The 15,927-nt window shown below is 29.0% G+C and carries 16 protein-coding genes and 1 other RNA gene; 4 read left to right on the top strand and 13 right to left on the bottom strand.

Going from position 1 to position 15,927, the window contains the following annotated elements; all coding sequences use genetic code 11:
• Nucleotides 1-31: 31 nt before the first annotated feature.
• Nucleotides 32-1,249 (top strand): HD domain-containing protein, encoded by a 1,218-nt coding sequence (locus FPD38_RS00320; protein ID WP_147554836.1) that lies wholly within the window; start codon nucleotides 32-34, stop codon nucleotides 1,247-1,249.
• A gap of 3 nt (nucleotides 1,250-1,252) precedes the next feature.
• Here the strand turns inward: FPD38_RS00320 and ffs are convergent.
• Nucleotides 1,253-1,350, bottom strand: an RNA gene (gene ffs, locus FPD38_RS00315) — signal recognition particle sRNA small type.
• Between the two features lie 52 nt (nucleotides 1,351-1,402).
• Here ffs and FPD38_RS00310 point away from each other — a divergent pair.
• Nucleotides 1,403-1,870, top strand: coding sequence for a hypothetical protein (locus tag FPD38_RS00310; RefSeq protein WP_147554835.1), 468 nt, complete (start codon nucleotides 1,403-1,405; stop codon nucleotides 1,868-1,870).
• On the opposite strand, the gene FPD38_RS00305 is transcribed toward FPD38_RS00310, so the two are convergent.
• Genes FPD38_RS00305 through FPD38_RS00290 form a run of 4 tightly spaced genes read right to left on the bottom strand, consistent with a single transcriptional unit; the run spans nucleotide 1,854 to nucleotide 6,637 of the window.
• Entirely contained in the window at nucleotides 1,854-3,479 is a 1,626-nt protein-coding gene (locus tag FPD38_RS00305; protein ID WP_147554834.1) for a flagellar hook protein FlgE, read from the bottom strand. The two genes, FPD38_RS00310 and FPD38_RS00305, sit on opposite strands and share 17 nt — an antisense overlap.
• A gap of 3 nt (nucleotides 3,480-3,482) precedes the next feature.
• Nucleotides 3,483-4,568, bottom strand: coding sequence for a flagellar hook capping FlgD N-terminal domain-containing protein (locus tag FPD38_RS08090; RefSeq protein WP_187153062.1), 1,086 nt, complete (start codon nucleotides 4,566-4,568; stop codon nucleotides 3,483-3,485).
• Nucleotides 4,569-4,618: 50 nt separating this feature from the next.
• Nucleotides 4,619-6,298: a flagellar hook-length control protein FliK gene (locus FPD38_RS00295; RefSeq protein ID WP_147554833.1), complete on the bottom strand. Its 1,680-nt coding sequence runs from the start codon at nucleotides 6,296-6,298 to the stop codon at nucleotides 4,619-4,621.
• Nucleotides 6,299-6,301: 3 nt separating this feature from the next.
• Nucleotides 6,302-6,637 carry a hypothetical protein gene (locus FPD38_RS00290; RefSeq protein ID WP_147554832.1) on the bottom strand — a complete coding sequence of 112 codons (336 nt, stop codon included), beginning with the start codon at nucleotides 6,635-6,637 and terminating at the stop codon, nucleotides 6,302-6,304.
• A 123-nt stretch (nucleotides 6,638-6,760) separates the two neighbouring features.
• Here FPD38_RS00290 and typA point away from each other — a divergent pair, with 123 nt between their 5' ends.
• Nucleotides 6,761-8,569, top strand: coding sequence for a translational GTPase TypA (typA, locus tag FPD38_RS00285; RefSeq protein ID WP_147554831.1), 1,809 nt, complete (start codon nucleotides 6,761-6,763; stop codon nucleotides 8,567-8,569).
• Nucleotides 8,569-9,201: a poly(A) polymerase gene (locus FPD38_RS00280; RefSeq protein ID WP_147554830.1), complete on the top strand. Its 633-nt coding sequence runs from the start codon at nucleotides 8,569-8,571 to the stop codon at nucleotides 9,199-9,201. The genes typA and FPD38_RS00280 overlap by 1 nt, the downstream gene beginning before the upstream one ends.
• A 1,174-nt stretch (nucleotides 9,202-10,375) precedes the next feature.
• On the opposite strand, the gene FPD38_RS00275 is transcribed toward FPD38_RS00280, so the two are convergent.
• From FPD38_RS00275 to secG, 8 genes are all read right to left on the bottom strand, one after another.
• Nucleotides 10,376-10,999, bottom strand: coding sequence for a protein-L-isoaspartate(D-aspartate) O-methyltransferase (locus FPD38_RS00275; RefSeq protein WP_410002915.1), 624 nt, complete (start codon nucleotides 10,997-10,999; stop codon nucleotides 10,376-10,378).
• A gap of 93 nt (nucleotides 11,000-11,092) precedes the next feature.
• Nucleotides 11,093-12,610: a disulfide bond formation protein DsbI gene (dsbI, locus tag FPD38_RS00270; RefSeq protein WP_147554828.1), complete on the bottom strand. Its 1,518-nt coding sequence runs from the start codon at nucleotides 12,608-12,610 to the stop codon at nucleotides 11,093-11,095.
• Between the two features lie 10 nt (nucleotides 12,611-12,620).
• Nucleotides 12,621-12,788: a disulfide bond formation protein Dba gene (gene dba, locus FPD38_RS00265; protein WP_147554827.1), complete on the bottom strand. Its 168-nt coding sequence runs from the start codon at nucleotides 12,786-12,788 to the stop codon at nucleotides 12,621-12,623.
• A gap of 117 nt (nucleotides 12,789-12,905) precedes the next feature.
• Nucleotides 12,906-13,928, bottom strand: coding sequence for a ribonucleotide-diphosphate reductase subunit beta (locus FPD38_RS00260; RefSeq protein ID WP_147554826.1), 1,023 nt, complete (start codon nucleotides 13,926-13,928; stop codon nucleotides 12,906-12,908).
• A complete protein-coding gene (locus tag FPD38_RS00255; RefSeq protein WP_147554825.1) occupies nucleotides 13,921-14,340 on the bottom strand; it encodes an RDD family protein in 420 nt (139 codons plus the stop codon). Before FPD38_RS00255 ends, FPD38_RS00260 begins: the two co-directional genes overlap by 8 nt.
• Complete coding sequence (gene pyrE, locus FPD38_RS00250; RefSeq protein ID WP_147554824.1) at nucleotides 14,340-14,948, bottom strand: orotate phosphoribosyltransferase; 609 nt, start codon at nucleotides 14,946-14,948, stop codon at nucleotides 14,340-14,342. Before pyrE ends, FPD38_RS00255 begins: the two co-directional genes overlap by 1 nt.
• Before the next feature lies 1 nt (nucleotide 14,949).
• Nucleotides 14,950-15,507, bottom strand: a complete 558-nt coding sequence (gene frr / locus FPD38_RS00245; RefSeq protein WP_147554823.1) for a ribosome recycling factor — start codon at nucleotides 15,505-15,507, stop codon at nucleotides 14,950-14,952.
• 10 nt (nucleotides 15,508-15,517) lie between these two features.
• Nucleotides 15,518-15,859: a preprotein translocase subunit SecG gene (gene secG, locus FPD38_RS00240; protein WP_147554822.1), complete on the bottom strand. Its 342-nt coding sequence runs from the start codon at nucleotides 15,857-15,859 to the stop codon at nucleotides 15,518-15,520.
• Nucleotides 15,860-15,927: the final 68 nt, after the last annotated feature.

Raw genomic sequence — 15,927 nt, 5'->3', positions numbered from 1 at the left:
TAAAGTAAAATCACAATTAAAAAGGCAAATAATGATTAGTGTAGAGTTAATAGAACATATTTTTAAAGCTGCATCTATTTCAAGATGGAATGATTATCCTAGAATGACAAATTTAGTTGAGCTTGATAAACAAGCGCATAAATTTATTATCGCATATTTTATGGCTAAGATGGAAAAAGATGTTAATATGCGTTTTATCATAGAAGCGGGGATTTTTGAATTTTTAAGTAGAGTTGTAGTAACTGACATCCGTCCTGATGTGTATCATGAGATTATGCGTGCTAAAAATGAGCAAATGAGTGCTTGGGTATTGAGTAAAATTTCTCCTATGATACAAGATATAGAAAATGGTCAATTTTTAGCAAGATATGAAAATTTTTTAAAAGGGCAAGATCATGCAAAAGAAAGACTTATTTTAAAGGCTGCTTCGTATTTTGCTACAAAATGGGAATTTAATATAGTGTATCAAACTAGTTCTTTTTTACATGATATTGATGAGATTAAAACTAAGGTTGAAGAAGAATTAGAAGATTATTATGAGTTAATTGGAGCTAGAAAAATTGCTCTAAATCAAAAAATAGCAAAAATCATTGACTTAAGCGGGCGTTTGCGTTTTCAAAAGCGTTGGGCTCAAACTCCAAGGATTCCAGAAACTGCAGTTTTAGGTCATATGCTTGTAGTGGCGATTTTAAGTTATTTTTATTCTTTAAAAATAAATGCTTGCGATGGTAGGTTAGAAAGTAATTTTTATTGTGCTTTATTTCATGATTTGCCAGAGAGTTTGACAAGAGATATTATATCTCCTGTGAAATATGGCATAGATGGTTTAAATGAAATTATTAATGAATATGAGATGAAGCTTATAAATGAGAAGATTTTACCTTTTATACCACATTCTTTAAAAGAAGAATTTAGCTATATATTAGGTATTAGAGAAAAATCTGATAATGTATTTATAAAGAATGAATTTGAAAATCGTATTTTCAATAATAAGCCAAGCATTTATAGTGGAAGTTTGGATGCAGTTAATGAAGATCATTTTAAAGCTATTGATGGTAAGGCTTTAAAATATTGTGATAAACTTGCAGCATTTATAGAGGCAGCTTTATCTATAAGTTATGGGGTAAAGTCTAAAGAATTAGAAAGCGGCTTTAATGGAATGTTTGATAATTTTAAGGAAAATCCAACAATTAATGGGGTAAATTTCTTTAAGATATGCGAGAATATTCAAGAGTATTTTAAAATTTAAAACCCTCTCCCAGATGACTGCGGCACACACTAAGATCAAGTGCTCTGCTGTGTTCCCACCCTGAAGCGGTGCTTAAAAATAGCATTGCACAGGTCTAAGAGAAGGCGAACAAAATGATAGCTTAAAATATCTTAAAAAACATTGAGGTGTAAAATGATGAATTTATTTGCAAACTTTTTATCTAAATTTAGAGAAATTTTTGTTCCAAGTCATTTATCTTTAGAATTTAGAGCAAAATCTTTTGCAGCAGTAATAGCAACTAGTAAAAATATAAAACCACAAATATGGGATGTTTTAGCTCAAGTGGCTAAAGATATTTATCCTAATGATAAAAGCAGGCAAGCTGTTTTAGTCCAAATTTCCAAAGAATACACAGAAAGAATTTTGAAAAACGCTATGAGTTTAGATTCTTTACTTAAAAACATAGCCTTTCTTTTAAAAACCCATCCGCGTTATGCTCAAAAGATAAATTTTGATAAACTTAAACTCTTTTTAGAACAAAACGAAGAAGATTCTTTGATTCAACAAAGAGTGATTGAATTTTTTGAACAAGAAATAGGTTATATTATAGAAAAAAATCAAAATAAAGAAACGTCAAATAAAATTAGCGTTTCATATTAATGGCTTTTTGTATCATCTGATCGGCAGTAGTAATGCTTTTACTGCTTGAATCATATGCTTTTTGTAAAGTGATTAGATTGGTAAATTCTATAGATAAATCTACATTAGATTGTTCTAAATAGCTACCTTTAAATGATGCTGTACTAAAGGTTCCATTGTTGCTTAGTAAAAAAGTTGGAGCACCACTATTTGAAGTTTGTCCATATAAATTTTCACCAAGCTTTTCCAAGCCTTGCTCATTCATAAAATTAAATAATGCCAGTTTTGCTATAGGAATTTGCTCGCCATTTGTAAAGGTTGCGATAATAGTTCCATCTGTATTGATAGCATAATTGTTTAAAAATCCTTCTCCAAGGCCATCTGTTTTGGTATGTACCGAAGGTTGTTTGTTTTTTAATGCATGAAGGCCATCATATCCTGAATTTGGTATATTTGGATCATAGTATGAACCAAGATTTATATTTACTCTTACTCCATTGTTGTCTATAGAAGTTAATGTGCTTGAAACCAAAGCTCCTGATTCATTAAAAGTTATTAAGCCTTCTGTGGTTCCACCTGTTTTGTTTCCATCTTGATCATATACTTGTGCTACGGCTTTGTATTCTAAGTTGGTTCCATTTTGAGGTAAAATTCTATCTAGTTTAACTTTTACCCAGCTTGTAGAACCATCAGGATTTATTAATTTTGCAGACAATTCAGTGCTATCAGCTACTTCTTTTTCAACACTTAAGTGTGCTTCTTGAAGCTTGGCAGTTGTAGTATCAATTTTGTCTAATTTTTTATTTTCTAAAGTAAAAGCAAAATTTTCATCCAATTTAGCTTCTAGAGTTTGAGTAGAGCCATTTTCATCTGCTATGGTAAAATAAATACTATCGCCGGGTTTTAATCCGAATATTTTATCATCTTTAACGCTACCTGAAATATTTATACTACCATCTTCATTTCTATTAAATGCAATCTTATCAATATTGATATCAACTTTTACAGCTTCAGTTTTAGTGCTTGTGTCTAAATTTCCACTCCAAGTTATACTTTGGGTTGGTTGAGGTGGTAAATAAAGATTTTTAGGAACAGAAATTGGACCTTGGGTATTAACTCCTCCTATTTGGAAATTTTCCCCAGGTTTTCCTGTGATAGCTGTAGTAACCTTTTGATCAAATTGTTGTCCAAACATATTTGAAACTCTATCGCTTAGTTGAATTTCTTGTAATGATGGATTCATAGTTCCTAAGACATAGTTTCCATTAGCATCTACTAAATTTCCATTAGCATCAGGTCTAAAAGCTCCATTTCTAGTATAGTAAATTCCATTGCCATTTGATACTCCAAAAAATCCTTTTCCGTTTATAGCCACATCAAATTCATGATCGGTTGCTACTAAAGGACCTTGTTCAAAGATATCATTTGCTGATGCTGCTGCAGAACCATATCCTACTTGTCCATTATTGTAAGATTGGGTTGTTAAAGTACTATAAAACACATCTTTAAATCCGACATCTGAATATTTAAAACCTACAGTATTGACATTGGATATGTTATGGGCAGTATTGTCTATACTATAACTTTGAGATTTTACTCCATTTACTCCATTATAAAATGCTGTAAACATATTTTATCCTGTAATCTCTTTAATATCTTCCCATTTAACCCAGCTACCACCCATACCGACTAAAGCTTCACCTTCTTCAAATTTAACACCAGTTATAGGATATGCACCATAAGTGGAATTAACAGTTTCTCCGCTATCTGCTACATAACTTGCTCTAACATAGTATTTTCCTGATGGTACAGGATTTCCACTATCGTCTGTTCTATCCCATACTATTTGTTTCATACCTGCACTCATATCCTTAACACTCATAGTTCTAACAGGATCTCCGGCCTCGTTATAAATTGTAAAAGTAACAGGAGCGTTATCTGATTTATATGCTGAATCAATTTTTGCGGTTTTGATATCAACAGTTGGTTTATAACCTAATATTTTAAATGATTGATCTTCCCCTATTACAGCTTGAATAGTTTCTTCTTGACCTTTATCATCTTTTAATTTAATATGGATAGTATCTCCAGGTTTTGCAACTTCTTTATCTACTTTACCTGTGATATCAAGCTTATCTTCACCATTTTTCTTAAGTTCAAATTCTTTGGTATCAATATTTGTTTTATTACCTTTTTGAGGCTCTTTAGGCAAATACATATTGATTTGAAATTGTATATCATCATCTGCAACTATGAGATAATTGTCTTTAACTGTTGCAAGTTTTCCAACAGCGGCTAATGCACTCATACCGGTACTTGCTGCGATAGAATTTTGTAGTTTAGTCATTGCTGAAACTAATTGTGTCATGGTTTTATTTGTATTATCTTGCATTTCAAGTGCCGAAAGTTGGGCTGTTTGTGTAAGCATTTTTTCTGTATCCATAGGATCTGTTGGATCTTGATGTTGAAGTTCTATTAAAAGAAGTTTCAAAAAGGCATCTTTATCAAGTTCTGCACCAGGATTGCTTACTATACCATCATTGCCCTTTTCTATATGAGAATTATCTTTTGTATTTTTTAAATCTCTTGTATTATCCGTGTTATCGTTTGAAGCATCTTGAGCACTTCTTGTGCTAGCACTAGCAGCTAAAGGACTTTGAATATTTCTTGCATTAGCATCTAAAAGACTTTGCAAATTTTGAGTGTTAATATTTGACATAAAAATCCTTTTTTATAGTTTTTTAATTATTTAAGCAAAAAATATTCCATTTAGAAATATTTTGCCAAAACCATCTCTAAACTATGTTTTTCTTGAATTTCTTTTTCAAAATTCACCTGATCTTCTTTGTGATTGTTACTTTGCTTGTGCTTTTGTTGTTGATTTTGTTCTTTTCTTCCTTGATCGCTAAAATTCATTTCCAGGTTTGTAAATCCCATATTCACCAAAGCATTTTTAAATTCTGCTTGGTGTTGTATGAAAAGATTTAGCGTGTTTTGGTTTGAGTTAAAACTAATGTTTAGATTAGATCCTCTTTGAACCAATGTTACTTCAACTTCTCCTAAATTATGAGGATTTAAAGTAATGCTAAATCTAGTAATAGGTGCTTTATAACTTTCTACTTTTTCTTTAAATTCTTGAGCAAAATCATTAAAAGTTTCTTTCATCGGTATGTTTTGATTTTTTATAAAATTATTTGATACTCTATTCACATCTTTTACAAAAGAATTTAAATTTTCTTGCGGTGTTTGCTCATCATTTTTTGTATGCTCTTGAGTGTTTTTAAATATATCATCAAATATGGTAGAGTTTTGCTCATTTTTTTGAGTTTTTAAAGTTTTATCTTGAGAATTTAACAAAGTTTCTAAATTTATTTTATTTTCTTGCTGAATTTGCTGAGCTTGTTGAACTTGTGAAGTTTGATTTTTTGTATTGGTAGGCTCAGTTTTTAATTCTTTTGAATTTTCTAAAACAGAGCTTATTTTTTTTGCAAAATTTTCTTCATTATCCGTTGTTTTTAATTCTTCTATGTTTATTTTTTTATCAATTTTTTTCTTATCTTGAGTTAAATCTTTATTGGAATTTTGAGCAAGATTGATAATTTCTACATCATTTAATTTAGAAGTAGTCTTTGTTTTGGTTGCTTCTAAAGGATTATCGATAATTTTTTTATCTTTTGTTTCTTTTTCATTGTTAAGTTGAATTTTTTCATCGATATGTTCTTTTAAGTCAAGTTTTTTAATATCATCTTTTTTATCAAGCTCTTTAATTTTTTTAGACAAGTCTATGCTTTTTAAAGCTGATGATAGCAATGATATTGAATCGTTTTCTTTGGTTTTATTAAAAGTATTTTTTTTAGCAGGATCTTCTTTTAAATAGTTTGAAATCTTTTGATTAATTAAATCTTGAAAAACATTTGTATTGCTTTGTTTAGGAATATCAAAAAATCCTTTTTTGTCTAAATTCGGAAAAGCTTCTTTTAAATCTTTTATTTGCTCAAATTTTATATTTTTAATATTTAAACCTAAATCTTTAGCTATATTTAAAAGTTCATTAATATTTTTAATACTTTTTAATTTGTGAATGTTTTTTTCAACACTTAATAAAGCAAAATTATCTTTGACCAATTTATTTAATTTTATATCTTTACTATTGCTTTGTAATATTTCTAGTAAAGAAAGAATCTGCATAAAATTCGCATTTTCAAATAATTTTAAAGCATCTTTTTCATCAAGAGTTTTGGTGTCATTTGATAAAGCTATATCTTTAGCATCTTTTTTTTCTGGAGTTTTGTAATCTTTTGGTAAGCTTGCGCTTTTTTCATCAATTGCTTGGATTAAAGATTTTAAAAATTCTTCTCCATCGCCTTTTTCTTGATCTTTTGTGATATTTTCATTTTTTGGAGTGAGGCTTAATAAATTTAAAGCCTCGCTTGTTTGCACATTTGACATAAATTAACCTATAATAAAATTACTCTTTGCTAAATTCGGGAATAAATTTTGCAATTGCATTACGCAATCAACTTTAAGATTTTCATGTGAAAGATTGAAATTTTTAAATACAACTAATAATTCTTCTATATTTTTAGCATTTAAGATAGCATTTTCATTGTGAGCATCATCTAAAATTTCACTCATCTGACCTGATAGTTTTGCATAATTTAATTCTTTTTCTTCTGATTTTACAACTTCTAAATAATTTAAAAGTTCCATAAAATATACACTATTTAAAACTGAAGTTCCTTGTTTTTCTAAACTAGTGTTTAAGATTTGAGTATCTAAGTTTGACATATTTTTCTCCTTAAAAATAATAACTATTGCACTAAAAGCAATAAGTGTTCCAATTTTTTAGATTTAATTTTTAAGTATTTTTTATATATAATCTTACTTTAAATTTAAGTTTTGGAGAATAATTTGGATAACATAAGAAATATAGCAGTTATAGCGCATGTTGATCATGGTAAAACTACTATGGTAGATGAACTTTTAAAACAATCAGGAACTTTTAGCGAACGCGAACAAATAGCTGAACGCGTAATGGATAGTAATGATATAGAAAAAGAAAGAGGTATAACCATACTTTCTAAAAATACGGCTATAGATTATAAAGGCACTAAAATAAATATCATAGATACTCCAGGCCATGCTGATTTTGGTGGTGAAGTAGAGCGTGTTTTAAAAATGGTAGATGGGGTTTTACTTTTAGTTGATGCTCAAGAAGGAGTAATGCCTCAAACTAAATTTGTAGTTAAAAAGGCTTTATCTTTAGGACTTAAACCAATAGTAGTTATCAATAAAATAGACAAACCAGCAGCAGACCCAGAACGCGTGATTAATGAAATTTTTGATCTTTTTGTGGCTTTAGAAGCAAACGATGAACAACTTGACTTTGCTGTGGTATATGCAGCTGCTAAAAATGGTTATGCAAAATTAAATTTAGAAGATGATAGCAATAATATGGAGCCATTATTTAAAACCATATTAGAACGCGTTCCAGCACCAAGTGGAAGCATAGATAATCCTTTGCAGCTTCAAGTTTTTACTCTAGGATATGATAATTTCGTAGGAAAAATAGGAATTGCTAGAATTTTTAATGGAAAAGTAAAGAAAAATGAAAGCGTTACTTTGGCAAAGGCTGATGGAACAAAAGTAAATGGAAGAGTTTCAAAACTTATAGGTTTTATGGGCTTAGAAAAAATGGACATAGATGAAGCATATTGTGGCGATATAGTAGCAATAGCAGGTTTTGAAGCTTTAGATGTAGGAGATAGTGTATGTGATCCAAACAATATTTTGCCACTTGATCCTTTGCACATAGAAGAGCCTACCTTAAGTATAGTTTTTTCAGTAAATGATGGACCGCTAGCAGGAACAGAAGGAAAGCATGTAACATCAAATAAAATAGCAGAACGCTTAGAAGCTGAAATGAAAACAAACATAGCTATGAAATATGAAAATACGGGTGAGGGTAAATTTAAAGTAAGTGGGAGAGGGGAACTTCAAATAACTATTTTAGCTGAAAATATGCGTAGAGAAGGTTTTGAATTTTGCATGGGAAGACCTGAGGTTATAGTAAAAGTTGAAGATGGGGTTAAAACCGAACCATTTGAGCATTTGGTAATTGATGTGCCTGATGATTTTACAGGGGTTGTGATAGAAAAACTTGGAAAAAGAAAAGCTGAAATGAAAACTATGACTCCAACAGGAGATGGTCAAACAAGATTAGAATTTGAAATTCCAGCGCGTGGGCTTATAGGCTTTAGATCGCAATTTTTAACAGATACTAAAGGCGAAGGTGTCATGAATCACAGCTTTTTAGAATTTCGTCCATTTAGTGGAGCGGTTGAAAAAAGAAATAACGGCGCTTTAGTATCTATGGAAAATGGAGTAGCTTTGGGATATTCTTTATTTAATCTTCAAGATAGAGGGGTGTTATTTATAGAGCCTCAAACAAAAGTATATACAGGTATGATTATAGGTGAGCATTCTCGTCCAAATGATTTAGATGTAAATCCTATCAAAGGTAAAAATCTAACCAATGTTAGAGCAAGTGGAAGCGATGATGCTATAAAATTAGTCCCACCTAGAAAATTAAGCCTTGAAAGAGCATTAGAGTGGATAGAAGAAGATGAATTAGTAGAAGTTACGCCTCAAAATATAAGGGTTAGAAAAAGATATTTAGATCCTACTCAAAGAAAAAGAATGGAAAAGGCTAAGTCTTAATGGACTTTGAAGCTATACGAATAGCCTTAAACAAAAGACTCAAAGCTTTGCAAATTTTAGCATTTGCTGAAGCTTTGGTTGTATTTTTTTTGATATTTCAATTTAGCAAAGATTTTATTATTGCTTTGTTTGGAGCAAGTTTAACCGGAGTTTTGTTTTTTAGAATTTTAGGAAAAAAACTCATGTGGGGTCGTAATGAACTTGTGTTTAAAATGTGTGAAGAATTCTTAAAACAAAACAATGCTAGTTTTGATAAACAAGGTTTTAAACAAGAAGATTTTGAAAAAATTGGTTTTGGTTGTGCTTTAAAAACTTATCATTCTCAAAATTCTTTTGTTTTTAAAAATTTTACTTTGTATGATGTGAAATTTAAAGATGAATTTGGAAATTTCTTTTGTGGTATTTTGCTTTGTAGCAAGAGTTTAAAGCAAGACATAGGGACGACAAATGATATTTTTGAAAAAGTTAAAGACAAAGATTTTTCTATACAAAAAATAGTAAAAAAAGATGACTTTTTACTTATAGCATGTCTAAAAAATCCTTTTTTTGTAGATCTAAAAATATCTAGCGAGTTGAATTTCAAATTTTTTAGAGTTAATTTAGAAAAAATTCAAACTCTTTTAAATAATTAAACAAGTTTTGTTTGTTTAATTATTTTTTCTGTTTTTATTATTTTGAGATTTTCATTTTTGCCCATTAAAGATTTTATGATTTAAATTTGTTTTTTGGAAGATTTGAAATTTTCTTTTAATGCTACCCAGGTGATTTTTTGGCTGTAGCATGTTAATTGAGTTTATTTTTATATATAAAAATAATTGGCATTGTTTGGTAGTAATTTTTTTGATTTAAAATTTATCGCAAATATGAGTAATTTTTCTAAAATCTATTTTCTTTATCTATTTTGGAAAAATACAATTATTATTGATATGTTACATTTTTGATTAACATGATTAAAATGAATTTTTAAATGATAAGATTGTTTATTTAAAGAAAATTTTAGAAGAAACTATGAAAAAATGGGATAAATGATAATTTACTCTATTTAATGCAAAATCGCTTTCATTCCTAGTAAATGTATTTTTATAGTATTTATCATTGATTTGATTAAAAGAATCATCAAGATAGTTAAACTCTAAAGAATGATTTTTATTGATAGTATTTTTGGTGTCGAGATTTGTAAAATATTAGTTAAATCCACTTTTGCAATATACTCAATTTTATAAATTTTTCCATTTATCTTTATTGGTAAAATTTCTATGAGGAGTATTTTGTGGAATAGATTTATAGGTAAAAAGCATGCTGATTAGAAAAAAGTATTTGTAAATAAGATTTTATTCTCATTGCATATCTTTTTTTTGTAATTATAGGAGAATATATCATATGGAAAGTTTATGTAAAAATAATTATATTTATCTAAACAAAACAAATTGATACTTATATGGGAAGATAGTATCAAGCATTCTCGTTATTTTTTATCTAAAAATTGGCAAATATGCTATAAAAAAGAACTTTCAGATTTGCAGATTTTTTGATCTAAAAATAGTTAATTTATTATTTTTATAATGAAATAATGATTTTTTAGTGTTTGATGAGAAAAAAATCGAAATGTTATTTTTAAAATCTTAATATTTTATCAAGGTATTAATTCTACTTTGATGTCTAAAGCTTTAAATGAATATGATTTGAAATTTAAAAGTAAATAAAGATAATAAACAAGCCTATAGTTTTTATAAAAAATTTGGATTTACATAAGAGAATGAATACATAGATAAATATGGTTTTGTTGTTCTAAAAATAACACTTTAATTACTCTTTGCCATCTTTAATAGGTACAAATAAACATTCTTCCAAAATCTCTTTGTTAATTTCATCATTTTTTTTTGTAAATTTTGTGATAAATTGTTGGTTTCCTATGAGCATTGGGGCAACCAAGATCCCATTATCTTCAAGCTGATCAAATAAAATATCTGGAATATGTTCTATATAAGCAGAAAGTAAAATTCTATCATAGGGAGCATAATTTTTCCATCCATTTTGGCCATCATCAAATTTTACATGTATATTTTGATAATTTAATTTTTTAAATTTTTCTATAGCACTAGTTGCTAATTTTTCTATGCGTTCTATAGTAAAAACTCTTCGTATGAGCTTGCTCAAAATCGCAGCTTGATAACCACTTCCACAGCCTATCTCTAATATACTATCGGCGTTTTTAAATTCTAAGGCCATAGTCATTTTTGCTACAGTTAGCGGAGAGCTAATCCATTGATTTCCCATTAAAGGAAGTGCATCAAGCCTATAAGCATGTATTTTTAATGGAGAAAAAATTTCTCTAGGTGTAGAGCAAAATGCTTTAAATAATTCTTCATTGATAAAGGTATTTTTTTTAATTTCTTCTGCCATGGTTTGACATTGTTTTTGTTCAAATATATGATTCAATAACAACCCCTTGAATAAAAGCGTTATTTTATCTTAATTTTTATTTATAAAGCTTAAATTCTTAAGGCTTTATAGCCTTAAGAATTAATCTAGCATGTAAAGAATATTTGTATTATCTTGGTAAGATAAAATATGTATTTTACCATCTTTAAAAAATAAGCTTCTTGCGTTGGTGATATTTTCTGGGAAAGATAAAGTTTCAATTACTTCTTCTTTGTTAAGATCAATCACGGCAATGGTATTATATTTTTTACTCATCGCATAAAGTTTGCCATTTTTATAAGTCATGGAAGTAATATAAAGATCGCCTAAACTAGCTTTATCTTTTAATTTTGCTTTCGGGGTAAATTCTGCTGAAAGAACTCTATCTGCTAGTGAAATTTTAGAAATTACAAATGTTTTTGCATCTTTATTGTTTGGAACTGTTGCAGTGTATATATAATTACCATCTGTTGTCATACTAGCTATATGATTAAATTTAGCCCTTATTGTGTCTATTCTTCCGCGACCCAAGTCTTTACCTTGACCTTCAAATTTATCAAAACCTTTTATAAAATTAGCATATTGTAAGGCATCGTCGGCATTTGGATTTTTAGCAAATCTTAAAAATGTTTTGTTTGATCCCATTAAGATGTATTTATCTTCTAGATAAGGAATGATTCCAATGATTGGATTTATGGTAGCTGAAAAATATGGATCTAAAATAAAATCTTCTTTAATGCTAAAATTATCATCTAAAAAATATACATCATATTTTGAACTAGCTATATATTCACCATTAATATAATCAATAGTGTTTAAAGGTTTATTAAAGTCTAATTTAGTTTCATTGATGATTTTTAAATTTTCATCAATTTTTACAAAGGGAGAGTGGCTAATATTGTTATCAAAAGTGATTCCAAGTTTTTCATTGGCTGGAGCAAATGCAAAGTCAGGATCTTTAACATCGCGTTTTCCTAGGAAAGAAACACTTTTCCAACTTTTACTCCACCCTGAATCATCCCAAATAATATATTTTGGATTAAGACTAAATCTAACAGGATCTCCTTGACCGCTATATGGAATTGGTCCAGTACTTACAAAAGCTTGGAATACATTTGAAGCTATAATAAATACCACAATAAACATTGCAGCTAAGTTAAATTTTGTAAGTTTTCTGAATTTTTCTCCATTTATTTCTTTTTCAAAAGATCCAAATTTCGGAGCAAAGGCAAAAATAACGCCCAATAGTAAAACAACAGCCCAAAATACTACTTCAGCCCAAAAATAGGTATGTAGTCCAAAAATAGGTAATCCAAAGCCTTGATCAAGATCGCGATGAGCATGCCAACTAATATGATTAAATGATTGCCATAAGCCAAATGCGGTTGCAATTAACATAAAGGCTAAAAATTTACCTTTTAAACCATAACGCACTATAAATAAGGCAACAACACCGATGAAAATCATAGATTCTCTTTGACCCCAACAAGAAGTACAAGGACTATCAGCAAGAATATAGCCAAAAATTAAATTTGCAATCCCAACAGGCAGTAATATGATTAAAAATCCTGCTAAACACATTAAAAAATAAAAGAATTTAGTTTTATTAATATCACACATTTTATCCACCTTATAGATTCATTAAGCCCAAAATTGCGCCAGATTTTCGACCTAAATAGTCAAATACCATAATACCCCATGATACTACAAGTATAGAAAAAGCCAATTTTTCTTTTTCTGGTTTTACTATCATTAAGATTATGGCAATTAGAATTAATAAAAGTTCTAAAAACTCCATAATATCTCCTAAGAAATTAATTAAAATAAGTGATTTTATATTAAAAAATTAAATAAATATAAAATATTAATAAAAAAATAACTAAAAATTTAATTTATATAGTTTAAGCTTTGAGATTTAAAAATCATCAAAACTTAAACTACCTTTGGAGTAGTTGGTTACTTTGCTTTCGAAGAAATTACTTTTTTGATCATTAAATTTAGAAAAATCATCAACCCACTTAATAGGATGTTTAGCATTATAAATTTTATCAAGATTGATTGCGCTAAGTCTTTGATCTACAAGATAATGTATATATTCTTCTATAATATCATCAGTAAATCCCATGATTTGATTTTGAGTGATATATTTACCCCATTTTATTTCAAGCTCTCCTGCTTTTTTAAACATATCATAAATTTTATTGATATTAGTATCGTTAAATAAATCTGGTCTTTCTTTGTGAGTTGAATTAATCATATGTTGAAATAATAATAAATGAGTAATTTCATCTCTTTGGATAAATCGTATCATTTGAGCTGAACCTAGCATTTTACCTGCGCGAGCCAAAGCATAGATAGCTGTAAAACCACTATAAAAATACACTCCTTCTAAAATTTGGTTTGCCACCATAGCTAGTAAAAGTTTATTATCATCTACTTCACCTGCCAATTCTTCATAAATGCTTGAAATGAAATCATTTTTTTCTCTTAAGGTTTCATCATGTTTTTCCATTTCATAAATTAAATCTGTATTTTCACAGATTGCCTCAACCATTACTGCGTAAGATTTTGAGTGATTAGCTTCTTCGTATGCTTGTCTTGCTAAAACTGCGTTGATTTCAGGTGCGGTTATGTAAGGATTGATATTATCCGCTAGATTATTAGTTTGAAAACTATCCATAGAAATGAGCTGAGACCATACAAGATCATACATTCTTTTTTCTGCAGTGGTGAGATTACAGCGATAATCTAATGCATCTTTAGTGGTATCAACTTCTTTTGGAAACCAAGTGTTTGCTTCCATCAAATCCCAAAGTTTTAATGCCCAAGTATATTTTGCTTTGGTGAAATTTAAAATTCCATGAGGATTACCATTAAATACTTTTCTATCATTTAGTGTTTCGTTTGATTTTGGGTTGTAGATTCTTTTTCTATTCATTTTTTACCTTTACGACAATAGTGCTTTGGCTTAATACATCATGTAAAGCAAGCGTGTCTTTTCTTAAAAAACTTACTATAAATCCTATAAGTAAGCCAAAACTGATTATAAATATGATATATCTAAAAATGATTTGGGAAAAATTCAACTTTTTCCCAGTCTTTATATCAATTAAATATAAATCATAAGCTTTTAATCCAGGACTTTGAGCTGATTTTGCTAAAAATAAAGTTTGCAAAAGTCCAAAAAGCAAAGGACATAAAAATATAACAAATTGATTGTTTAAAAAAGCTTCTTTTGAGCCTAAAGCAAAATAAAATAAATACAAAATAGGTACATAAAGTAAAAATATATCTATCAAAAAGGCTTTAAACCTTAAAAAACGAGAAGCGATCTTTGCTTTTGTTTTCATTAATTACCACGACTACCTGGTTTGATAGCTTTACTTCCGTTTATACATAGCGGGCAATTATTACTTTCATAAATTTCAAATTCAAAATTTCCTAGCGCAAAAAGAGGTAAATCATCAGGTAATTTAGCATTTTCTTTTCTAGGGTTATTTAAATTTTTAACAGAACAAAATCCACGATTTGCTAATGCTGCAAAACCGACAACTTTGCCACCTAAACTTTCAATAATCTTAGCACTTTCTAATGCAGAACCACCTGTGGTTATAATATCTTCGCAAATTATAAATTTTTCACCTTGTTTTACTTCAAATCCGCGTCTAAGAGTCATTATGCCTTCTACGCGTTCGGTAAATATAAAGCGTTTATTACAAGCCCTTGCAAGTTCGTATCCTGCTAAAATTCCACCAAGAGCAGGAGAGCAAATAGTATCAAAAGTAATGTTGTAGCTTGCAATGATTTTAGCTAACTCATCACATAATTTTCCGGCAAGTTTTGGATCTTCTAAAACTTTAGCGCTTTGAAGATAAAATTTAGAATGCTTACCAGAACTTAATAAAAAATGCCCTTGTAAATAAGCACCACAATCTTTATAAATTTGCTCTAAATTCATTTTAGACCTTTAAAAGCTCTGCTTCTTTATTTTTTACTAATTCGTCGATTTTAGTAGTGTAATTGTCGGTTAATTTTTGAACTTCGTCATAAGCTTTTTTTGCTTCATCTTCGGAAACTGTTTTATCTTTTTCAAGCTTTTTGATGCTATCATTTGCATCTTTTCTGATATTTCTTATAGCTATTTTAGCTTTCTCTCCCATGGCTTTTGCATTTTTGGCATTTTCTTCTCTTTGTTCTCTTGTCATAGGTGGAAAGAATAATTTTACACTCTCTCCATCATTATTTGGATTTACCCCTATATTTGCAGCAGCAATTGCACTTTCTATTGTTTTTAGCATAGTTTTCTCCCATGGAGTGATGCTTATGGTTGAAGCATCTGTTGCTAAGACTGTTGCTACTTGGTTTAAAGGAGTTAAGCTACCATAATAATCAACATGAACGTGATCTAAGATATTGATATTTACTTTTCCAGTTCTAATGGTTGTGAAGTCTTTTTTTAAACTTTCTAAGCTTTTGTCTGATTGTTGTTTTTGTTTAGTATAAATCTCATTTAGCATGTTTTTTCCTTTATTTGCTAGTGTTTGTTTCTACTTTTTGAGTAATAGGCGCCATAGGCACACTTGCATTTACTTCTGGGGTTTTTGGTAAAATTTGTTCAGCTTTTATAGCCAAAGAATCTGAATTAGAATTGTTATACATATAGCTTAGAGCAACAGTGTTTGCGATAAGTAATATGCCCATAATAAAAGTAAATTTAGCTAAAAATCCTGCAGGGCCTTTTGCCCCAAATAAACTTTCATTGCTCCCACTATATGCTCCAAGTCCTATGCTAGAGCTTTTTTGTAGTAAAACAGCAATACAAATAATAACAACAATAGCAAATTGTAAAATAATCAAAAGAGTAGTCATAAAATCTTCCTTGTGTTATAAAAAAGGTATTTTAACTTAAAAAGCTTGATATTAACTTGAAAAGATGA

It is taken from the genome of Campylobacter volucris, assembly GCF_008011665.1.
Lineage (GTDB): Bacteria > Campylobacterota > Campylobacteria > Campylobacterales > Campylobacteraceae > Campylobacter_D > Campylobacter_D volucris_A.
Note: the sequence above shows the minus strand (reverse complement) of the source record. Positions and strands in the feature narration are given on the sequence as shown.

Coding starts and splice junctions, on each gene's coding strand:
- FPD38_RS00320 (WP_147554836.1), top strand. CDS start 32: ATGATTAGTGTAGAGTTAATAGAACATATTTTTAAAGCTGCATCTATT.
- FPD38_RS00310 (WP_147554835.1), top strand. CDS start 1,403: ATGATGAATTTATTTGCAAACTTTTTATCTAAATTTAGAGAAATTTTT.
- FPD38_RS00305 (WP_147554834.1), bottom strand. CDS start 3,479: ATGTTTACAGCATTTTATAATGGAGTAAATGGAGTAAAATCTCAAAGT.
- FPD38_RS08090 (WP_187153062.1), bottom strand. CDS start 4,568: ATGTCAAATATTAACACTCAAAATTTGCAAAGTCTTTTAGATGCTAAT.
- FPD38_RS00295 (WP_147554833.1), bottom strand. CDS start 6,298: ATGTCAAATGTGCAAACAAGCGAGGCTTTAAATTTATTAAGCCTCACT.
- FPD38_RS00290 (WP_147554832.1), bottom strand. CDS start 6,637: ATGTCAAACTTAGATACTCAAATCTTAAACACTAGTTTAGAAAAACAA.
- FPD38_RS00280 (WP_147554830.1), top strand. CDS start 8,569: ATGGACTTTGAAGCTATACGAATAGCCTTAAACAAAAGACTCAAAGCT.
- dsbI (WP_147554828.1), bottom strand. CDS start 12,610: ATGTGTGATATTAATAAAACTAAATTCTTTTATTTTTTAATGTGTTTA.
- dba (WP_147554827.1), bottom strand. CDS start 12,788: ATGGAGTTTTTAGAACTTTTATTAATTCTAATTGCCATAATCTTAATG.
- FPD38_RS00260 (WP_147554826.1), bottom strand. CDS start 13,928: ATGAATAGAAAAAGAATCTACAACCCAAAATCAAACGAAACACTAAAT.
- FPD38_RS00255 (WP_147554825.1), bottom strand. CDS start 14,340: ATGAAAACAAAAGCAAAGATCGCTTCTCGTTTTTTAAGGTTTAAAGCC.
- pyrE (WP_147554824.1), bottom strand. CDS start 14,948: ATGAATTTAGAGCAAATTTATAAAGATTGTGGTGCTTATTTACAAGGG.
- frr (WP_147554823.1), bottom strand. CDS start 15,507: ATGCTAAATGAGATTTATACTAAACAAAAACAACAATCAGACAAAAGC.
- secG (WP_147554822.1), bottom strand. CDS start 15,859: ATGACTACTCTTTTGATTATTTTACAATTTGCTATTGTTGTTATTATT.